The organism is Pseudomonas sp. B16120, assembly GCF_044218845.1.
GTDB classification, from domain to species: domain Bacteria; phylum Pseudomonadota; class Gammaproteobacteria; order Pseudomonadales; family Pseudomonadaceae; genus Aquipseudomonas; species Aquipseudomonas paracarnis.
This window is the reverse complement of sequence record NZ_CP162588.1, coordinates 681,426-700,025: the sequence shown is the minus strand read 5'-3', so window position 1 is coordinate 700,025 and position 18,600 is coordinate 681,426. Positions and strand designations below refer to the sequence as shown.

Sequence of the window (18,600 nt, the reverse complement as noted above, 5' to 3'; positions counted from 1 at the left end):
TTTGCCAGGCAGAAACGACAAAGGGCTCCCGAAGGAGCCCTTTGCTTTTTACATCAACAGCTTATTACGCGAACGGGTGACGCAGAACGATGGTCTCGTTGCGGTCCGGGCCGGTCGAAATAATGTCGATCGGTGCACCGATCAGCTCTTCCACACGCTTGATGTAGGCGCGGGCGTTGGCTGGCAGTTCTTCCAGGGTCTTGGCGCCCACGGTCGATTCGGTCCAGCCTGGCACTTCTTCGTACACAGGCTGCAGGCCCACGTAGCTGTCAGCGTCAGTCGGGGCAACATCGTTGCCTTGGGCGTCTTTGTAGCCGACGCAGATGTTGATGGCTTCCAGGCCGTCGAGTACATCCAGCTTGGTCAGGCAGATGCCCGAGATGCTGTTCACATCGATAGCGCGACGCAGGATAACGGCGTCGAACCAGCCGCAACGACGAGCACGGCCAGTGGTGGCGCCGAATTCGTGACCTTGCTTGGCCAGGTGTGCGCCAACGTCGTCGAACAGCTCAGTCGGGAACGGACCGGAACCTACACGGGTGGTGTAAGCCTTGGTGATGCCCAGGATGTAGTCCAGGAACATCGGGCCAACGCCCGAGCCGGTGGCAACGCCGCCAGCAGTAGTGTTGGAGCTGGTCACGTACGGGTAGGTACCGTGGTCGATGTCCAGCAACGAACCCTGGGCACCTTCGAACATGATGTCCTTGCCAGCGCGACGCAGGTCGTGCAGCTCGGCCGTCACGTCCAGCATCAGCGGCTTGAGCAGCTCAGCGTATTCCTTGCACTCGGCCAGGGTCTTTTCAAACTCGATGGCTGGCTCTTTGTAGTAACCGACCAGCATGAAGTTGTGGTAATCCACCAGTTCACGCAGCTTGTCTTCAAAGCGCGGCATGTTGAGCAGGTCGCCCACACGCAGGCCACGACGTGCAACCTTGTCTTCGTAGGCCGGGCCGATGCCGCGACCGGTGGTGCCGATCTTCAGCTCGCCACGCGCCTTTTCACGGGCCTGGTCCAGCGCAACGTGGAAGGACAGGATCAGCGGGCAGGACGGGCTGATACGCAGGCGCTCGCGCACCGGTACGCCTTTTTCTTCCAGCTTGGTGATCTCGCGCAGCAGGGCGTCAGGTGCAACCACCACGCCGTTGCCGATCAGGCACTGCACGCCTTCGCGCAGGACACCCGACGGGATCAGGTGCAAGACGGTTTTTTCGCCATCGATGACCAGGGTGTGGCCAGCGTTGTGGCCACCTTGGTAGCGCACTACGGCGGCAGCATGTTCGGTCAGCAGATCAACGATCTTGCCTTTGCCCTCATCACCCCATTGGGTGCCCAGGACTACGACATTCTTACCCATAACACTTGTCCTCATTCGCGCAAACTTGGTGCCGGCGATGGCCGGCAGGAAAACTCAAGAAGCCAGTGGCGATACTTGCCAAAGCCCGTTCTGCTGAATCAATTGCCGGTCGCAGTCCGCTTCACGGGCGGCGGCCAATGGCTGCCCAGGCAAGGCCTGGACTACACGCTGACCCTCACGGCGTAACTGGCAAACCTGCTGCCAGAGCGCTGCGTCCGTACTGTCGGGCATCCAGATGCCACCAGACGGCAGCTCGACCTCAGCACGCCCCAGGGTCACCAGGGTTTTCAGATCGGTGGAAAAACCAGTGGCCGGACGCGCACGACCGAAGTCGGCGCCGATATCGTCATAGCGACCACCTTGGGCGATGGCCTGGCCAACACCCGGAACGAACACCGCGAACACCACACCGGTGTGGTAGTGGTAGCCGCGCAATTCACCCAGATCAAAATACAGCGGCAGCTGCGGGAACCGTGCCGACAAGCGCTCGGCAATCGCCAGCACATCATCCAGTGCCGCCAATACCGGTGCCGGCGCATTGGCCAGGCGCTCACGCGCAGCCACCAGCACTTCACGGCCGCCGCACAGGTCTACCAGCGCGCGCAGCATGCCAGCCAGCTCAGCAGGCACACCCTCGGTGAGGGCGATCACTTCATCGATCGCCTTGCGCTGCAGGGCATCGAACAACTGTTGCTCCACTTCACCGGACAACCCGGCAGCGCGCGCCAGGCCACGGTAGATACCGACGTGGCCCAGGTCCATGTGCACATCCGGCACATCCGCCAGTTGCAGCATGGCCAGCATCAGGCTGATCACTTCAACATCGCTGCTCGGGCTGGCATCGCCGTACAACTCGGCGCCCAACTGGATCGGGCTACGGGAGGACGACAACGCACGTGGCTGGGCATGCAGTACGCTGCCGGCGTAGCACAGGCGGCTCGGGCCTTCGCGACGCAGGGTGTGCGCATCGATGCGCGCCACTTGCGGCGTGATGTCGGCACGGAACCCCATTTGCCGGCCCGATTGCGGGTCGATGACCTTGAAGGTGCGCAGATCCAGGTCCTGGCCCGCGCCGGTCAGCAGGGATTCCAGGTACTCGATATGGGGAGTCACGACAAACTCGTAACCCCAGCTCTGGAACAGATCCAACACCTGGCGACGCGCTACTTCAATGCGCGCAGCTTCTGGTGGCAGTACTTCTTCGATGCCATCTGGCAGCAGCCAGCGGTCTACCGTTGCCATTACGCCATTCCCCTTTGATCCGGGCGGCCAGCCCTCGGCCGAGCCTTGAGTGAAGCAGAAAATACCCGCCCCTTGCATAAACCACGCGCAAGAGCGACGTGACGAACGGCCTGCAAACGGCCTCGTCGGGCACTTTCCTCGAAAAACCTGTCACGCCTGCCGAATCAAACATGCAGACGCAAAAAAGCCGGGAATTTCCCGGCTGCCGCATCATACACCCGTTTTCTGAAAGGATCACCCCGCCAGGCATTTTAGCCGCCCGACGGAGTGCGCCTTACAGAATCACGGGCTGGTTACTTGGACTTTTCCAGGTAGCGGAAGAAGTCGCTGCTTGGGTCCAGCACCAGTACGTCGGTTTTGTTCGCGAAGCTTTCACGGTAGGCACGCAGGCTACGGTAGAACGCGTAGAACTCCTGGTCCTGGCCGTAGGCCTTGGCATAGATCGCCGCGGCTTGAGCATCGCCATCACCACGCGCCTCTTCAGACTCACGGTAGGCTTCTGCCAGCAGTACACGACGCTGACGGTCGGCATCGGCACGGATACCTTCAGCCAACTCGTTACCCTTGGCGCGGTGCTCACGCGCTTCACGCTCACGCTCGGTGCTCATACGCTCGAACACGCTGCGGTTCACTTCCTTGGGCAGGTCAATGGCCTTGACGCGAACGTCGACCACTTCAATACCCAGCTCTTTTTCCGCCATGGTGTTCAGCGAACGGGTGATGTCAGCCATCAGCGCATCACGCTCACCGGATACCACCTCGTGCAGGGTGCGCTTACCAAACTGGTCACGCAGCCCCGATTCCAGACGACGGGACAAACGCTCGTCGGCAATCTGCTTGAGGCCGGAAGTCGCGGTGTAGAAGCGCTCGGCATCCTTGACGCGCCACTTGGCGTAGGCGTCAACCATCACGGCTTTCTTTTCCAGGGTCAGGAAGCGCTGTGTCGGTGCATCCAGGGTCATCAGGCGGGCGTCGAACTTGCGCACCTGGTTGACGTAGGGGACTTTCACATGCAGGCCCGGCTGGACATCCGCCTGGACCACGCGACCGAATTGCAGCAGCACCGCACGCTCGGTCTGAGCGACGATGTAGAAGCAGTTCCAGGCAGCGATGACCACGACGACGCCCACAATCAGGGCGGTCAGCGATTTATTGCTCATCAACGGCTCTCCCTGGTACGTGTTTGCTGTTGCAGCAAGTCAGCGGCCGCACGGGCACTCGCTTCGTTGGCAGCGGCATTCGAACCGGTGGACGGTGCACTGGCGCCGCTACGACCACCTTCGATCATCTTGTCCAGCGGCAGGTACAGCAGGTTGTTCTGCCCACCTTTGCTGCCGGTCACGAGAACCTTGCTGGTGTTGCTGAAGACTTCCTGCATGGTGTCCAGGTACAGACGCTCGCGGGTCACTTCAGGAGCCTTGCGGTACTCGGCGACCAGCTTGGTGAAACGATCTGCCTCACCCTTGGCGCGGGAGACCACTTCATCGCGGTAACCGTTGGCATCTTCAAGGATGCGCTGGGCCTGACCACGGGCTTCCGGCACAACGCCGTTGGCATAGGTTTCAGCCTGGTTGCGCGAACGCTGCTCGTCTTCACGGGCACGGATCACGTCGTCAAAGGCTTCCTGCACTTCACGCGGTGCCGCTGCGCTCTGTACGTTCACCTGAGTGACGGTAATACCAGTGCGATAGGTATCGAGGAACCGTTGCAGACGCTCCTTGATTTCGCTGGCCATCAACTCACGACCTTCGGTCAGCACCTGATCCATGGCGGTGGAACCCACCACGTGGCGCAGGGCACTTTCGGTTGCGTGTTGCAGGCTGATTTCCGGCTGATCAACGTTCAGCACGAAGTCTTGCAGGTTGCTGATCTTGTACTGCACGGTCAGCGGCACTTCGACGATGTTCTCGTCTTCGGTCAGCATCTGGCCCTGCTTGGTGTACGCACGCTCACGCGTCACGTTCTCCATGTACTTCTTGTCGATCGGCGGGAAATAGATGTTCAGGCCTGGCCCGACAGTCTCGTAGTACTTGCCGAAGCGCAGCACCACGGCTTGCTCCTGCTCGTCCACCACGTAGACCGCGCTGTACAGCCATACGGCCGCGAGCACGACAAGACCCAGGCCCAGCAGGCCATAGCCACCGCCCTTGCTTGTGCGACCGCCGTCGTCACCACCACGTTTTTTTCCACCACCGAACAACCCATTCAGGCTTTCCTGCAGCTTTCGGAAGGCCTCGTCGAGATCCGGTGGCCCCTTGCGGTCGCCGTTATTGCGGCGCTTACCACCCCAAGGATCCTGATTATTCGAGTTGCCACCCGGCTCATTCCAAGCCATAGCGCTCTCCATCTGATAAAGCAAAGACGCACCCACGGCGCGCCGACCAATGCTACAGAATGCCTGCTACTGCGGCACAACCGCTTTCTCAGGCTTTTATTGCAAAGTGTGTTGTTCGATAAACTCTGCCGGTACAACACCCTCTCGGCTGACCAGCCGATTGAGTTCCGAGCGTGGCAATCGAACGGCCAGCAAGCTGACACCTTCTTCGTCGTGTTCTTCTTTCTGTACAGCGCCCAACTCGAAAAACTGTGCACGCAGTCGAGCAAAACGCTGCGGCAAGCGCAAGGTGCCGACGAACAAATCGCTGCCGAGCAATTCGGCAATGGCTTGTTCCAGCAACTCCAAGCCACTGCCATCTCGCGCCGACAACCAGACCCGCTGGGGCTTGCCGTTCTCGTCGCGCTGGATCTGTGGCTCAACGCCTTCAAGCAAATCGAGTTTGTTATAGACCTCGAGGATCGGCAAGTCCTGGGCACCAATCTCGCCCAGCACCACCATGACCTGTTCAATCTGCAACATGCGATCCGGTTCGGCCGCATCGATCACGTGCAACAGCAAGTCGGAATTGCTCGACTCTTCGAGCGTAGACCGAAATGCCTCGACGAGCTTGTGGGGCAGGTGACGAATGAAACCCACGGTATCGGCCAGCACAATCGGCCCCAGGTCGTCGATGTCCAGACGCCGCAGGGTCGGGTCGAGGGTGGCGAACAGTTGGTCGGCCGCGTACACATCCGACTTGGTCACGTTATTGAACAGCGTGGATTTGCCGGCGTTGGTGTAGCCCACCAACGAAACCGTAGGGATATCCGCACGGGAACGGCCACGTCGCGACTGCTCGCGCTGGCTGCGCACTTTTTCCAGGCGGCCCTTGATCTGGCGCAGGCGAACCCGCAGCAGACGCCGGTCGGTTTCCAACTGGGTTTCACCCGGGCCACGCATGCCGATACCGCCACCCTGACGCTCAAGGTGAGTCCAGCCGCGAACCAGGCGGGTGCTCATGTGATCAAGCTGGGCCAGTTCGACCTGGAGCTTGCCTTCATGGGTACGGGCGCGCTGGGCGAAAATGTCGAGAATCAGGCCGGTACGGTCGATCACGCGACACTCGAAAACACGTTCGAGGTTACGTTCCTGACTGGGCGTGAGGGTGTGATTGAAGATCACCAGATCGGCTTCTTCGGCATGAACCAGGTCGCGCAGTTCCTCGACCTTGCCGCTGCCAATCAGGTATTTGGCGGTTGGCCGATGACGCGGTACGTTAAAAAACGCAACGGTCTCGGCGCCGGCCGAATTTGCCAACTCCTGAAACTCCTGCGGATCTTCGCGCGCCTCAGGGTCCTGTCCATCCAAGTGAACGAGGATTACTCGCTCACCACCACCGTGGCGCTCAAAGAACAAAGGAGACTCCTATCAGGCGTTACCTGGCTCAGCGTCACCCTGTTCATCACCGGCTGCGCTAGGCAGACGGATTGGACGAACTGGAACGACTGTCGAGATAGCGTGCTTGTAAACCATCTGGCTGACGGTGTTTTTCAGCAGGATAACGAATTGGTCGAACGACTCGATCGTACCTTGCAGCTTGATGCCGTTGACCAGATAGATGGAAACCCCAACTTTCTCTTTACGTAAAGTATTCAAGTAAGGGTCTTGTAGCGAATGCCCTTTTGACATGTGCCGCACTCCTTTAAGGATCAATAATAAAAAATCGGAAAATAGATAGCTTATGGCCGTCACACCCCCAAGGATAGACGGCAATTGCAAGGACTCAGCTCAATATGGAGACCGTTCCCAAGTATTTCAAGGCGCGTGACAGATTGTCGCTGTCCAGGCTGTCCAACCAGTGCAAATCGCTCCAGCTGCGCAGCCAGGTGAACTGGCGCTTCGCCAACTGGCGCGTGGCGATGATGCCGCGCTCCTGCATTTCGGCTGACGTCAGCTTGCCATCCAGATGATCCCAGACTTGGCGGTAGCCTACAGCACGTATCGAAGGCAGCCCTGCATGCAGGTCACCTCTTGAACGCAGTGCTACGACCTCGTCCACAAACCCCTGTTCCAACATAATTGTGAATCTTTGTGCAATTCGTTCATGCAGCACCTGACGATCTGCCGGAGCGATGGCCAGATTCGCCACAGTATAGGGCAATTGTGACTGTCCAGATGCGCCTGCATCAGTACTTTGCGCACTTTGTTTCAGCCGATGTTCAGTCATGGTCTGGCCACTGACGCGCCAGACTTCCAGGGCGCGTGTGAGCCGCTGGGGGTCATTGGGGTGAATACGTGCCGCAGACACCGGATCTACCGCCGCCAACTGATCATGAAGGGCCTGCCAGCCAAGGCGCGCAGCCTCTTCTTCAAGTTCGGCGCGCACCTGGGTATCGGCAGGCGGCATATCGGCCAGGCCTTCCTGCAACGCCTTGTAGTAGAGCATGGTGCCGCCCACCAGCAGCGGGATATTGCCGCGCGCGGTGATCTCGGCCATGGCCGCCAGGGCGTCGGTGCGAAAATCCGCCGCCGAATAGCTCTGCGTCGGATCGATGATGTCGATCAACTTGTGCGGATACTGGGCCAACAGCGCCTTCGACGGCTTGGCCGTACCGATATCCATGTCCCGGTAAACCAGGGCAGAGTCGACGCTGATCAATTCGCAGGGCAGCACCTTGGTCAGCTCGATGGCCAGGTCGGTCTTGCCGGCGGCCGTGGGGCCCATCAGGAAAATGGCGGGAGGCAAGGCACTCATCAGCGGCCGCGCAAAAATAGTTTGTCCAGATCATCCAGGCCCATCTGGGTCCAGGTCGGTCGGCCATGGTTGCATTGGCCGCTGCGCTCGGTGTTTTCCATGTCGCGCAGCAGGCCGTTCATTTCCGGCAGGGCCAGGCGGCGGTTGGCGCGGATGGCGCCGTGGCAGGCCATGGTGCCGAGCAATTCGTTGATATGCGCCTGGATACGGTCACTGGTGCCGTACTCCATCAGGTCTGCCAGTACGTCGGCCACCAGGCGGTTGGCCTCGGCCTGCTTGAGCAGCGCGGGAATCTGGCGGATCGCCAGGGTTTCCGGGCCCAGGCGTTGCAGTTCGAAGCCCAGCTTCTGGAACACACTGTAATGTTCTTCTGCGCAGTCGGCTTCACGCTGGCTCACCGCCAGGGATTCGGGCACCAGCAGCGGCTGGCCGCTGAGGCCTTCGCTGGCCATGGCGATCTTCAGGCGCTCGTACATGATCCGTTCATGGGCAGCGTGCATGTCCACCAGCACCAGGCCATGGGCGTTTTCGGCGAGGATATAAATGCCTTTGAGCTGCGCCAGGGCATAGCCCAGCGGCGGAATATCACCGCCGCCTTCGGGCAACGCCACAGCAGCACCCGGCTCGGCACCCGGCAACGGCGCGAAAAACTCACGGTACGCCGCCTGGGCTTCGGCCACCGGCGCCGTCGATTGCGGGCGCGGTGTGTATTGGTACTGATAACCCGCACCGGCACCCGAATTCGGCGCCGTGTAGGCTGGCTGCGCCTGCGGCGATTGCAGCAGGTTGGCCGCCAGGCTCATTTCACCTTGCGGCCCGAACTCACCGGCCTCGGGACCGCTCGGGCGCACCACCGCGGTGACGATCGGCGCCGACAATTGATCATCCGGGCGCACATCACCCAGGGCACGGTGCAGCGTGCCATACAGGAAGTCATGCACCATGCGCCCGTCACGGAAGCGCACCTCGTGTTTGGTCGGGTGCACGTTGACGTCGACCACCGAAGGGTCAACCTCAAAGAACAGCACAAAGGTGGGGTGGCGCCCGTTGAACAGCACATCGCGATAAGCCTGGCGCACCGCGTGGGCCACCAGTTTGTCGCGTACTGCCCGGCCGTTCACAAAGAAATACTGCAAGTCGGCCTGGCTGCGGGAGAACGTCGGCAACCCGACCCAGCCCCACAGCCTCAGGCCATTGCGCTCGATCTCAATCGGCAGCGCCTGCTCCAGGAACCCGCTGCCACACACCGCCGCCACCCGCCGAGCACGGGCGGCGTCGTCGTTGGCTTCGTGCAGGCTGAGGATGGTCTTGCCATTGTGGCGCAGGTGGAAGGCCACGTCGAAACGGGCCAGGGCCAGGCGCTTGATGACTTCTTGCAGGTGATCGAATTCGGTTTTCTCGGCTTTGAGGAATTTGCGCCGCGCCGGGGTATTGAAAAACAGGTCGCGCACTTCCACTGAGGTACCCACCGGGTGCGCCGCCGGCTGGACCCGAGGCGCCATGTCGCGGCCTTCGGTTTCCACCTGCCAGGCTTGCTCGGCGCTGCGGGTGCGGGAGGTCAGGGTCAGGCGGGCCACGGAGCTGATGGAGGCGAGGGCCTCACCACGAAAGCCCAGGCTCATGACCCGCTCCAGGTCCTCCAAGTCGCGGATCTTGCTGGTGGCGTGGCGGGCCAGGGCCAGGGGCAGGTCATCCGAAGAGATGCCGCTGCCATCGTCACGTACCCGCAGCAGCTTGACGCCGCCCTGCTCCACATCGACATCAATGCGTTTGGCACCCGAGTCGATGCTGTTTTCCAGCAACTCCTTGATCACCGACGCCGGGCGCTCAACCACCTCACCCGCAGCGATCTGGTTGGCAAGGCGCGGGCTGAGCAATTCAATGCGCGAGCCGCTGTTCAAGGTGGATTCGCTCATCACTGCGCCGCCAATGAGGTGCCGGGGATGGTCAACACCTGGCCGATCTTCAACTCATCGGTTTTCAGGTTATTGGCGCTGCGCAAGGCTGCAGGCGTGACCTGGAAACGCACGGCCAGCATGGCAACGGTATCACCGGGCTGCACACGATGGTCACGCGGGCCCTGGGCGATTTTGCCGGAGTCGCGCAGCCAGGCGATATAGGTGCCCGGCGGCGGGTTCTGCTGGAAGAACTGGCGCACGCCGGCGCTGATCGAGCGCGCCAGCGCTTGCTGGTGGCTGGCGCTGGCCAGTTTCGACGCTTCGTTGGCGTTGGAGATAAACCCGGTTTCCACCAGGATCGACGGGATGTCCGGCGACTTCAACACCATGAACCCGGCTTGTTCCACACGCTGTTTATGCAGCGACGTCACGCGGCCGATATTGCTCAGGACTTTCTGGCCCACGTTGAGGCTGGAAGTCAGCGAGGCAGTCATCGACAGGTCGAGCAGTACGCCTGCGAGCATCTTGTCCTTGTCATCAAGGGACACGTTGCCGGCCCCGCCGATCAAGTCGGAACGGTTTTCACTGTCGGCCAGCCAGCGCGCAGTCTCGGAGGTAGCGCCGCGATCCGACAGGGCAAATACCGAGGCGCCAAAGGCAGCGGTTGAAGGCGCGGCGTCGGCGTGAATGGACACGAACAGGTCAGCGCCCTTCTTACGGGCAATTTCGGTACGGCCACGCAACGGAATGAAGTAGTCACCGGTACGGGTAAGCTCGGCGCGGTAGCCTTTCATGCCATTGACCTGGCGCTGCAGTTCACGGGCGATGGCGAGCACCACGTCTTTCTCATGCTGGCCGCGGGAGCCGGAAGCCCCAGGGTCTTCGCCACCATGGCCGGCGTCGATCACCACGATAATGTCGCGCTTGCCTGCAGGGGCAGGCGGCGGTGGTGGCAGCTTGACCTGGGGTTGCGAAGGGTTGACCGGCACCGCAGGCACCGTCGCCACGCTCGGCGTTGGCGCAGGCGGCGGTGCGGCGTCGGCGGGGTTGTCGAACAGGTCGACCACCAGGCGGTTGCCGTACTGGGCGTTGGGGGCCAGGGAGAAGCTTTTGGGGGTCACGGCCTTTTTCAGGTCGATGACCACACGCAGGTCGGTCGGCGTACGCTGGGCCGAGCGCATGGCGGTAATGGGCGTGTTGGCGGTGGAGACTTTCAGCGGCGCGGCCAGGCTGGCACCGTTGATATCGATCACCAGGCGATCAGGCGCCGTCAAGGTAAAGACGCTGTGCTGGACCGGGCCAGACAGGTCGAACACCAGTCGCGTGTTATCCGGCGCTCGCCACAGGCGAACACTTTTCACCTGTGAAGCAGCCAGAGCATTGACAGTCATTGCCGCAAGCAACACCCCCACGACAGCAACCAACGCGCGAAAGCGCATACCTAACCCCACCAATTATTTGAATTCCAATGCCAGAGCAGCACACCACGACTCAGCGCGTGGGCTCTGGGGCAACAACTTCAGCTGACGTCCGTGCTCATGCGGCGTAATGGTAATGGTCAGGTCCGGCTTTGGCAAAAAGCCTGTGCCTTTATTTGGCCACTCGATCAGGCACAGCGCATCATCGTCGAAGTAATCACGGATGCCCATGAACTCCAACTCTTCCGGATCGACCAGGCGATAGAGGTCGAAGTGGAAAGCACGCACGTCGCCGATCTCGTAAGGCTCGACCAACGTGAAGGTCGGGCTTTTTACCGCGCCGGTATGGCCAAGGCCGCGAATAATCCCCCGGGACAATGTGGTTTTGCCTGCGCCCAGATCGCCCTCGAGAAAGATCAACCCGGCCCCTTGCGTGACCTGCGAAATACGCTGACCCAACGCGACCATAGCCTCTTCATCTGCCAGGAAAAGAATTACTTCAGGCACGGCGACTGCTCCTCCAGCAATTGACGAATGGCGGGCATCAGGTCGCTGGCTGCCAAGCCGCGACCAAAACTGCCCTGGCGGTCTCCGGCGGTCGCGTGCAACCACACGGCCAGGCAGCTCGCTTCGTACGCGGGCATACCCTGAGCCAATAGCGCCCCGACCAGACCGGCCAAAACATCACCGAGCCCAGCTGTTGCCATCGCCGGGTGGCCTTGATCACACCGCGACACACGCCCATCCGGGCTGGCAATCAAACTGCCAGCACCCTTGAGGATAGTCACGGCATTGAATCTTTGGCTCAACGCGCGCGCCACCTTAAGGCGATCAGCCTGAACCTCGGCTGTCGATAGCCCCAACAAACGCGCAGCTTCGCCCGGATGAGGGGTAATTACACAGTTGGCCGGCAGCTCGACGCTGCCAGTGGCCAGTTGATTGAGCGCATCGGCATCCCACACCTGCGGCTGGCTGGCATTGGCCGCGACCGACAACAGGCTCTTGCCCCAGGCGGCATCGCCGAGGCCTGGGCCAATGACGATCACCGAAATTTTTTCCAGCAGGCCCATCAACTGGTTGGCCGAGCTCACGCCGACGGCCATGACCTCCGGCAGCCGAGCCAGAGCGGCCGGTACGTGTTCCGGCCGCGTCGCCAGCGAGACCATGCCGGCGCCGCTGCGCAAGGCGCTTTCGCTGCTCAGCAACGCCGCGCCGCCAACGCCACGGTCACCACCGATGACCAGCAGGTGGCCGAATTGGCCCTTATGGGCGTCCGGGGAACGCGCAGCCAGTTGCGGCAAATGGCCGGGCAACAACAGCTGAACGTCGGTAATTGGGTGTTTTGTCTGAGGCATGCGTCTTCAAGCTCCGATGTCTGGCAGAATTATACGCATCTAACCTGTGGTTTCCCGTGTCTCATGCCTGCTATTACCTCCGATCTGCCCGCCCTCGCCCAATCGATCAAAGACTGGGGTCGCGAGCTGGGCTTTCAGCAAGTCGGCATCAGCGGCCTCGACCTGGCTGAGCATGAACAGCACCTGCAACGCTGGCTCGACGCGGGTTACCACGGCGAGATGGAATACATGGGCGCCCACGGCAGCAAACGCTCCCACCCCGACGAGCTGGTGCCCGGCACCTTGCGCGTGGTGTCACTGCGCATGGACTACCTGCCCGGCGACACCCAGATGGCGCAACTACTGGCCCAGCCGGAAAAAGCCTATATATCGCGCTACGCCCTGGGCCGCGACTACCACAAGCTGATCCGCAAGCGCGTGCAGCAACTGGCCGACCGCATCCAGGCGCAGATCGGGCCGTTCGGCTTTCGCGCCTTTGTCGACAGCGCGCCCGTCCTGGAAAAAGCCATTGCCGAGCAAGCGGGCCTGGGCTGGATCGGTAAAAACACCCTGGTTCTCAACCGCAAGGCCGGCAGTTATTTCTTCCTGAGCGAACTGTTTGTCGATCTACCGTTGCCGGTAGACCCACCCCACGCCACAGAACACTGCGGCCGCTGCACGGCGTGCCTGGACATCTGCCCCACCAACGCCTTCGTTGGCCCTTACGTGCTGGACGCGCGACGCTGCATTTCGTACCTGACCATCGAACTCAAGAGTGCCATCCCCGAAGATCTGCGCCCACTGATCGGCAACCGGGTATTTGGCTGCGATGACTGTCAGATCGTTTGCCCGTGGAATCGTTTCGCTCGACCTACCGCCGAAAGCGATTTCAAGCCACGGCACAATCTGAATAACGCAGAACTGGCCGAATTGTTTATGTGGGACGAGGATAAATTCCTCAGCAGCACCGAGGGCTCGCCCCTGCGCCGTGCCGGTTATGAGCGCTGGTTACGCAATCTGGCGGTGGGCCTGGGCAATGCGCCCTCCAGCATTCCAGTGCTGGAAGCCTTGAAGGCGCGGCGGGACTACCCGTCGGAGTTGGTACGCGAACACGTGGAGTGGGCGCTGGAGCAACACGCTGCGCGCTAGTGCACATCGTCGTTGTAGACGAACTTGGGCATCTCCCAGTGAAACCGGATCGCCAGCAGGCGTAACAGGAAGCCACTGAACAGCGTGAGCAGAATCGCTTGCTCGCTGGGCAGCTCCAGGTACAGGCACAGCAAGTAGAACCAGGCAGCCAGGAACGACACGCTGGCATACAGCTCGCGGCGGAAGATCAGCGGGATGTCGTTACAGAAGATATCCCGCAGGATGCCGCCGAATACCCCGGTGATGACCCCGCTGACCGACGCCACCAACATACCGTGGCCCATTTCCAGGGCGGTCATGCAGCCGATCAGGGTGAAGGCCACCAACCCCACCGCATCCAGCGCCAGGAACAGCGAGCGCAGGTGGCGCATCAAGGGCGCGATAAAGATCGTCACCAATGCCGCAACGGAGGTCAGCACCAGGTACTCCGGGTGTTTGACCCAGGTCAGCGGGTAGTGGCCGAGCAACACATCGCGCACCGAACCGCCGCCCAGGGCTGTCACGCAAGCGATCAGCACCACGCCAAACCAGTCCATGCCACGCCGCCCCGCGGACAGGGCGCCAGTCATGGCTTCGGCGGTGATGGCGACGAGGTAGAGCATCAGCAACATGATGGCGATCCTGACAGAGAGGCCGGCAGTCTAATCATTTGCCGAGGGCACCAAAAGGGGGCGCTTGGCGATAAACCGCGTCGCCTGTATCGCAGGCAAGCCAGCTCCCACACTTTGAATTTGCGAATGCAGTCAAATGTGGGAGCTGGCTTGCCTGCGATAGCGCACTCACTGGCGCCGCAGAATCAAGCCTTGATGAAATGCTTGCGGTAATGCTGCAACTCGGCAATCGACTCGCGAATATCATCCAGCGCCAGGTGCGTGCTGCCTTTATGGAAGCTGTCTTTGACTTCCGGCGCCCAACGCGCAGCCAGTTCCTTCAAGGTCGACACGTCCAGGTTGCGGTAGTGGAAGTAACTTTCCAGCCCCTTCATGTGCGTATAAAGGAAGCGACGGTCCTGGCAGATGCTGTTGCCGCAGATCGGCGATTTGCCCTTGGGCACCCATTTTTCCAGGAAGGCAATGGTTTCGGCCTCGGCTTCGGCCATGCTGATGCGGCTGTCGCGCACGCGCTGGGTCAGCCCGGAGTTACCGTGGGTGCGGGTGTTCCACTCGTCCATGGTGGCGAGTACGGCGTCGCTGTGGTGGATGGCGATCACCGGGCCTTCGGCCAAGGTGTTGAGGTTGCTGTCGGTGACAATGGTCGCCATCTCGATGATGACGTCGGTGTCGGGGTTCAGACCGGTCATTTCCAGATCGATCCAAATCAGGTTCTGTGGGTTTTGCATGGCTTGATTCTCTTGGCACCTTGGCGTAGCCGGGCAGTTTAGCAGGCGGGGGCGTGCTAGACTCGCGACCGTTTTACCCAACTTTTGCATTATCGACACGGAACACCAATGGCCAAACGCCAGCTCAACCGTCGCCAAAACTGGCGCATCGAAAAGATTCAAGGTGAACGCGCCGCCCGCGCCGCCAAACGTGAATCCTCCGCCGTGGAAGCGCTCGAGGGCGGCGACCTGGGGCCCGAACAAACCGGCTTGGTGATCGCGCACTTTGGTGTGCAGGTCGAAGTCGAGGCGCTCGAAGGCGAACTCGCGGGCCAGGTGTTCCGTTGCCACTTGCGCGCCAACCTGCCCGCGCTGGTCACCGGCGACAAGGTGGTGTGGCGTGCCGGCAACCAGGGCATCGGCGTCATCGTCGCCCAGTTGCCGCGCAGTACCGAGCTGCGCCGCCCCGACAGCCGTGGGCAGCTCAAGCCGGTGGCGGCCAACGTTGACATGATCGTGATCGTGTTCGCGCCACTGCCCGAGCCCCATGCCAACCTGATCGACCGCTACTTGGTCGCGGCCGAGCATGCTGGCATCCGCCCGTTGCTGCTGCTGAACAAATTCGACCTGATCGACGAGCAGAACGCCCCGGCGCTCAATGCGTTGCTGGCGGTCTACCGCACCCTGGGCTACCCGGTGCTGGAAGTGTCGGCTCACCACGGCAACGGCATGGAACAGCTGCAACGGCAGTTGGACGGGCGGATCAGCGTGTTCGTCGGCCAGTCAGGCGTGGGCAAGTCGTCGCTGGTCAACAGCCTGTTGCCGGAAGTCGAAACCCGCGTGGGCCCGCTGTCGGAACTGTCCGGCCAGGGCACCCACACCACCACCACCGCGCGGTTGTTCCACTTCCCGGGCGGCGGCGAGTTGATTGACTCACCGGGTATCCGTGAATTCGGCTTGGGCCACGTCAGCCGCAGCGATGTGGAAGCGGGCTTCATCGAGTTCAACGACCTGATCGGCACCTGCCGCTTCCGCGACTGCAAACACGACCGCGAGCCGGGTTGTGCGTTGCTCAAGGCACTGGAAGATGGGCGCGTGCAGCAGCAGCGGATGAACAGCTATCGGTCGATTATTGCGAGCTTGCCTGAGAGCAGCTATTGACGGTCAATTTCTTGATACACATAAACCAGCGGGCTGAAAGCCCTAGCCCATTGATTTAACAGGAGCAGGCATCAAGAATTCGAGTCAACTGGGTGGCTGATACGCACATGCCAGCTTGTATTCGGATTTCCTGATGCTCATAATTGCTCCGTCACCAGCGAAAGCTGGCAGGAGTCTGGATCCTTTTCGGAGTTGATCCAGCGGCGCAGAAGGGGCGAAGCAAGCTCCACTGCGTGTCGAATGAAGCCGCCTTCGGGCGGCTTTGCTTTTTGTGGGGAATTAACATTTGGCTCTCTACTATCACCCCAAACAAGGCGACGTTTTGCTGTGTGACTTCACCCGAGGCTTTGTCGCCCCGGAAATGCTGAAGATCCGCAAAGTCGTAGTGATATCTCCTACCGCGACCCACAGTCGCAAGCTCTGCACCGTGGTGCCAATCTCCTCTACTGCACCAGCGACCCAATACGACTGGCACCATTTGCTACGCACCAATCCACTTCAATCCGATGGCTATAAAGAGCTATGGGTGAAGTGCGACATGATTTATACCGTCAGCTTTGAGCGCCTCGACAAGTTGCATAGAAAGACTCGCTCCAAAAGGTCGAGAGTACTTCGTCCCACGCCTGTGCGCCGACGACATGCGAGGCGTAGTCAGTGGTGTCAAAGCGTACCTCCCACTTTGAACACACATGAAAACGCCCCGAATGATCGGGGCGTTTACGTTTCCAGCGCTTAGATCAACTATGACCCCGGTGCAGGCGCCGTAGGATCCTTGACGCCCCCGTCATCAAACAGGTTCAGCTTCTGGCGCAGCTCATGGGCTGGCAGCGGTTCCTGCTCCGGAGGCAGCGCGTTCGGGTCGGCCGGCACTTCGCCTGGCGCACCGTCGCCCTGGGTCGGTGCCGGTAGCGGTGGTTGATCGCCCTCAATCGCACGCTGGGCTTTTTTGGTCAGCACCACGATGTCGATACGGCGGTTGACCGGGTTGTACGGGTCTTTGGGATCAAACAGCTGCGAGGAGGCAAAGCCCACCACCCGCGCCACTTGCGGGTCCGGGTAGCTGCCGGCCACCAGCGCACGCCGGGCAGCATTGGCGCGGTTGGCCGAGAGCTCCCAGTTGCCGAAATCACCCTGGCCCGCGTAGGGCTTGGCGTCGGTGTGCCCGCTGATGCTGATCTTGTTGGGCACCGCCTTGATGGTGTCAGCCATGGCCAGCAGGATGTCTTCAAAGTACGGCTTCAAGCGCGCACTGCCCGAGTCGAACATCGGCCGGTTGGCGGCATCGGTAATCTGGATGCGCAGCCCCTCGGGGGTGATCTCGAAGGAAATCTGGTCCTTGAACTTCAGCAACTGTGGGTTTTCTTCAACCTTGTTCTGCAATTCCTGCAGTAACAGTTCCAGTCGCTCCTGTTCGACCTGCTCGGCCATGGATTCGACAGTGTCGCGCTCGATCGGGATTTTTTCCTGAGGCGATTCAGTTTGCACTTCCGGGTTGATGGTGCGCTCGGGCGCCAGTTCCGGCGAGCCGCCCAGGTCAATGACAAACGGCGTACCGCTTTCCGAAAAGCCAATCGGGTCCTTGAAGTAGCCGGCGATGGCGATTTTCTGTTCTGGCGTAGCGGTGGACATCAGCCACAACACCAGGAAGAACGCCATCATCGCCGTGGCAAAGTCGGCGAAGGCGATTTTCCAGGCGCCGCCATGGTGCCCCGCAGCGAAGCGCTTGACGCGCTTGATGATGATCGGCTGGTTGTTTTCCATGGCTTAGCGACCGCGAACCGCTTGTTCCAGCTCGGAGAAACTTGGGCGGTGTTTCGGGTACAACACCTTGCGCCCGAACTCCACGGCCAACGACGGCGGCATGCCCGACGCCGATGCCACCAGGCACGCCTTGATCGCTTCGTAGAGGTTGATCTCTTCCTTGGCATCGTGGGCCAGGGAGGTGGCGAGCGGGCCGAAGAAACCATAGGCGGCGAGAATACCGAAGAAGGTCCCCACCAGCGCCGCACCTACGTGCATGCCGATGGCCGCCTGATCGCCTTCGCCCAGGGACGCCATGGTCACCACGATACCCAGTACCGCCGCGACAATACCGAAACCGGGCATGCCGTCGGCGATGCCGGTCACGGCGTGGGAAGGATGCTCCAGCTCTTCCTTGAGGCTGAACAACTCCATGTCGAACAGGCCTTCCAGCTCGTGGGGCGCCATGTTGCCGGAGGACATGATGCGCAGGTAATCACAGATATACGCGGTCATGCGCTCGTCTTTGAGCACGGCCGGGTACTTGGCAAAAATCGGGCTGGCCGCGGCGTCTTCGATATCGCCTTCGATCGCCATCATGCCTTCGCGGCGGCTTTTGTTGAGGATCTCGTAGATCAGCCCCAGCACTTCCAGATAAAACGTGTGGGAGAAGCGCGAGCTGAACATGCCCAGGGACTTCTTGACCACGTGCATGGTCATATAGCCTGGGTTGGCCTGCAAAAATGCGCCGAACGCGGCACCGCCGATAATCAGCACTTCGAAAGGCTGGATCAGTGCGGCGATTTTACCGTGGGAGAGGACGTACCCTCCGAGCACACTTGCGATGACGACAATGATGCCGATAATTTTAGCCATAGGAGAGGGGTACTTGCGCCGTCGGGTTCATGGACATA

At 60.9% G+C, this 18,600-nt stretch carries 18 protein-coding genes; 3 read left to right on the top strand and 15 right to left on the bottom strand.

Annotated features, from left to right (window positions below):
* Positions 1-64: 64 nt before the first annotated feature.
* From AB4P90_RS03515 to AB4P90_RS03465, 11 genes are all read right to left on the bottom strand, one after another.
* Positions 65-1,354, bottom strand: coding sequence for an adenylosuccinate synthase (locus tag AB4P90_RS03515; RefSeq protein WP_014716669.1), 1,290 nt, complete (start codon positions 1,352-1,354; stop codon positions 65-67).
* 54 nt (positions 1,355-1,408) lie between these two features.
* Positions 1,409-2,596 (bottom strand): ATP phosphoribosyltransferase regulatory subunit, encoded by a 1,188-nt coding sequence (locus AB4P90_RS03510; protein WP_014716668.1) that lies wholly within the window; start codon positions 2,594-2,596, stop codon positions 1,409-1,411.
* Between the two features lie 293 nt (positions 2,597-2,889).
* Positions 2,890-3,756 (bottom strand): protease modulator HflC, encoded by an 867-nt coding sequence (gene hflC / locus AB4P90_RS03505; RefSeq protein ID WP_003188064.1) that lies wholly within the window; start codon positions 3,754-3,756, stop codon positions 2,890-2,892.
* Positions 3,756-4,931: an FtsH protease activity modulator HflK gene (gene hflK / locus AB4P90_RS03500; RefSeq protein ID WP_003188062.1), complete on the bottom strand. Its 1,176-nt coding sequence runs from the start codon at positions 4,929-4,931 to the stop codon at positions 3,756-3,758. Before hflK ends, hflC begins: the two co-directional genes overlap by 1 nt.
* A gap of 96 nt (positions 4,932-5,027) precedes the next feature.
* Complete coding sequence (gene hflX / locus AB4P90_RS03495; protein ID WP_003188061.1) at positions 5,028-6,329, bottom strand: ribosome rescue GTPase HflX; 1,302 nt, start codon at positions 6,327-6,329, stop codon at positions 5,028-5,030.
* A gap of 12 nt (positions 6,330-6,341) precedes the next feature.
* Positions 6,342-6,602, bottom strand: a complete 261-nt coding sequence (hfq, locus tag AB4P90_RS03490) for an RNA chaperone Hfq (RefSeq protein ID WP_003188059.1) — start codon at positions 6,600-6,602, stop codon at positions 6,342-6,344.
* A gap of 94 nt (positions 6,603-6,696) precedes the next feature.
* Positions 6,697-7,668 (bottom strand): tRNA (adenosine(37)-N6)-dimethylallyltransferase MiaA, encoded by a 972-nt coding sequence (gene miaA / locus AB4P90_RS03485; RefSeq protein ID WP_395605665.1) that lies wholly within the window; start codon positions 7,666-7,668, stop codon positions 6,697-6,699.
* On the bottom strand, positions 7,668-9,584 hold the full coding sequence (gene mutL, locus AB4P90_RS03480) for a DNA mismatch repair endonuclease MutL (RefSeq protein WP_395605664.1): 1,917 nt from the start codon (positions 9,582-9,584) through the stop codon (positions 7,668-7,670). The genes miaA and mutL overlap by 1 nt, the downstream gene beginning before the upstream one ends.
* Positions 9,584-11,005, bottom strand: coding sequence for an N-acetylmuramoyl-L-alanine amidase (locus AB4P90_RS03475; protein WP_003188054.1), 1,422 nt, complete (start codon positions 11,003-11,005; stop codon positions 9,584-9,586). The genes mutL and AB4P90_RS03475 overlap by 1 nt, the downstream gene beginning before the upstream one ends.
* Positions 11,006-11,020: 15 nt before the next feature.
* Positions 11,021-11,491 (bottom strand): tRNA (adenosine(37)-N6)-threonylcarbamoyltransferase complex ATPase subunit type 1 TsaE, encoded by a 471-nt coding sequence (gene tsaE, locus AB4P90_RS03470; protein ID WP_014716665.1) that lies wholly within the window; start codon positions 11,489-11,491, stop codon positions 11,021-11,023.
* The gene (locus tag AB4P90_RS03465) at positions 11,479-12,339 is read right to left on the bottom strand and encodes an NAD(P)H-hydrate dehydratase (RefSeq protein ID WP_339232168.1); all 861 of its coding nucleotides are present in this window, start codon (positions 12,337-12,339) and stop codon (positions 11,479-11,481) included. Before AB4P90_RS03465 ends, tsaE begins: the two co-directional genes overlap by 13 nt.
* Before the next feature lie 63 nt (positions 12,340-12,402).
* On the opposite strand from AB4P90_RS03465, the gene queG reads away from it, so the two are divergent.
* Complete coding sequence (gene queG / locus AB4P90_RS03460) at positions 12,403-13,467, top strand: tRNA epoxyqueuosine(34) reductase QueG (RefSeq protein WP_060767948.1); 1,065 nt, start codon at positions 12,403-12,405, stop codon at positions 13,465-13,467.
* Here queG and AB4P90_RS03455 read toward each other — a convergent pair.
* Positions 13,464-14,081, bottom strand: a complete 618-nt coding sequence (locus AB4P90_RS03455) for a trimeric intracellular cation channel family protein (protein ID WP_169913170.1) — start codon at positions 14,079-14,081, stop codon at positions 13,464-13,466. The genes queG and AB4P90_RS03455 overlap by 4 nt on opposite strands.
* A gap of 182 nt (positions 14,082-14,263) precedes the next feature.
* Positions 14,264-14,806 carry an oligoribonuclease gene (gene orn, locus AB4P90_RS03450; protein ID WP_003171343.1) on the bottom strand — a complete coding sequence of 181 codons (543 nt, stop codon included), beginning with the start codon at positions 14,804-14,806 and terminating at the stop codon, positions 14,264-14,266.
* 108 nt (positions 14,807-14,914) lie between these two features.
* On the opposite strand from orn, the gene rsgA reads away from it, so the two are divergent.
* Both rsgA and AB4P90_RS03440 read left to right on the top strand, forming a co-directional pair.
* Entirely contained in the window at positions 14,915-15,946 is a 1,032-nt protein-coding gene (gene rsgA / locus AB4P90_RS03445; protein ID WP_102666001.1) for a small ribosomal subunit biogenesis GTPase RsgA, read from the top strand.
* Between the two features lie 361 nt (positions 15,947-16,307).
* On the top strand, positions 16,308-16,682 hold the full coding sequence (locus tag AB4P90_RS03440; RefSeq protein ID WP_233086252.1) for a type II toxin-antitoxin system PemK/MazF family toxin: 375 nt from the start codon (positions 16,308-16,310) through the stop codon (positions 16,680-16,682).
* Positions 16,683-16,687: 5 nt separating this feature from the next.
* On the opposite strand, the gene motB is transcribed toward AB4P90_RS03440, so the two are convergent.
* Both motB and motA read right to left on the bottom strand, forming a co-directional pair.
* Positions 16,688-17,707: a flagellar motor protein MotB gene (gene motB, locus AB4P90_RS03435; protein WP_014716660.1), complete on the bottom strand. Its 1,020-nt coding sequence runs from the start codon at positions 17,705-17,707 to the stop codon at positions 16,688-16,690.
* Positions 17,708-17,710: 3 nt separating this feature from the next.
* Positions 17,711-18,562: a flagellar motor stator protein MotA gene (gene motA, locus AB4P90_RS03430; RefSeq protein ID WP_003188041.1), complete on the bottom strand. Its 852-nt coding sequence runs from the start codon at positions 18,560-18,562 to the stop codon at positions 17,711-17,713.
* Positions 18,563-18,600: the final 38 nt, after the last annotated feature.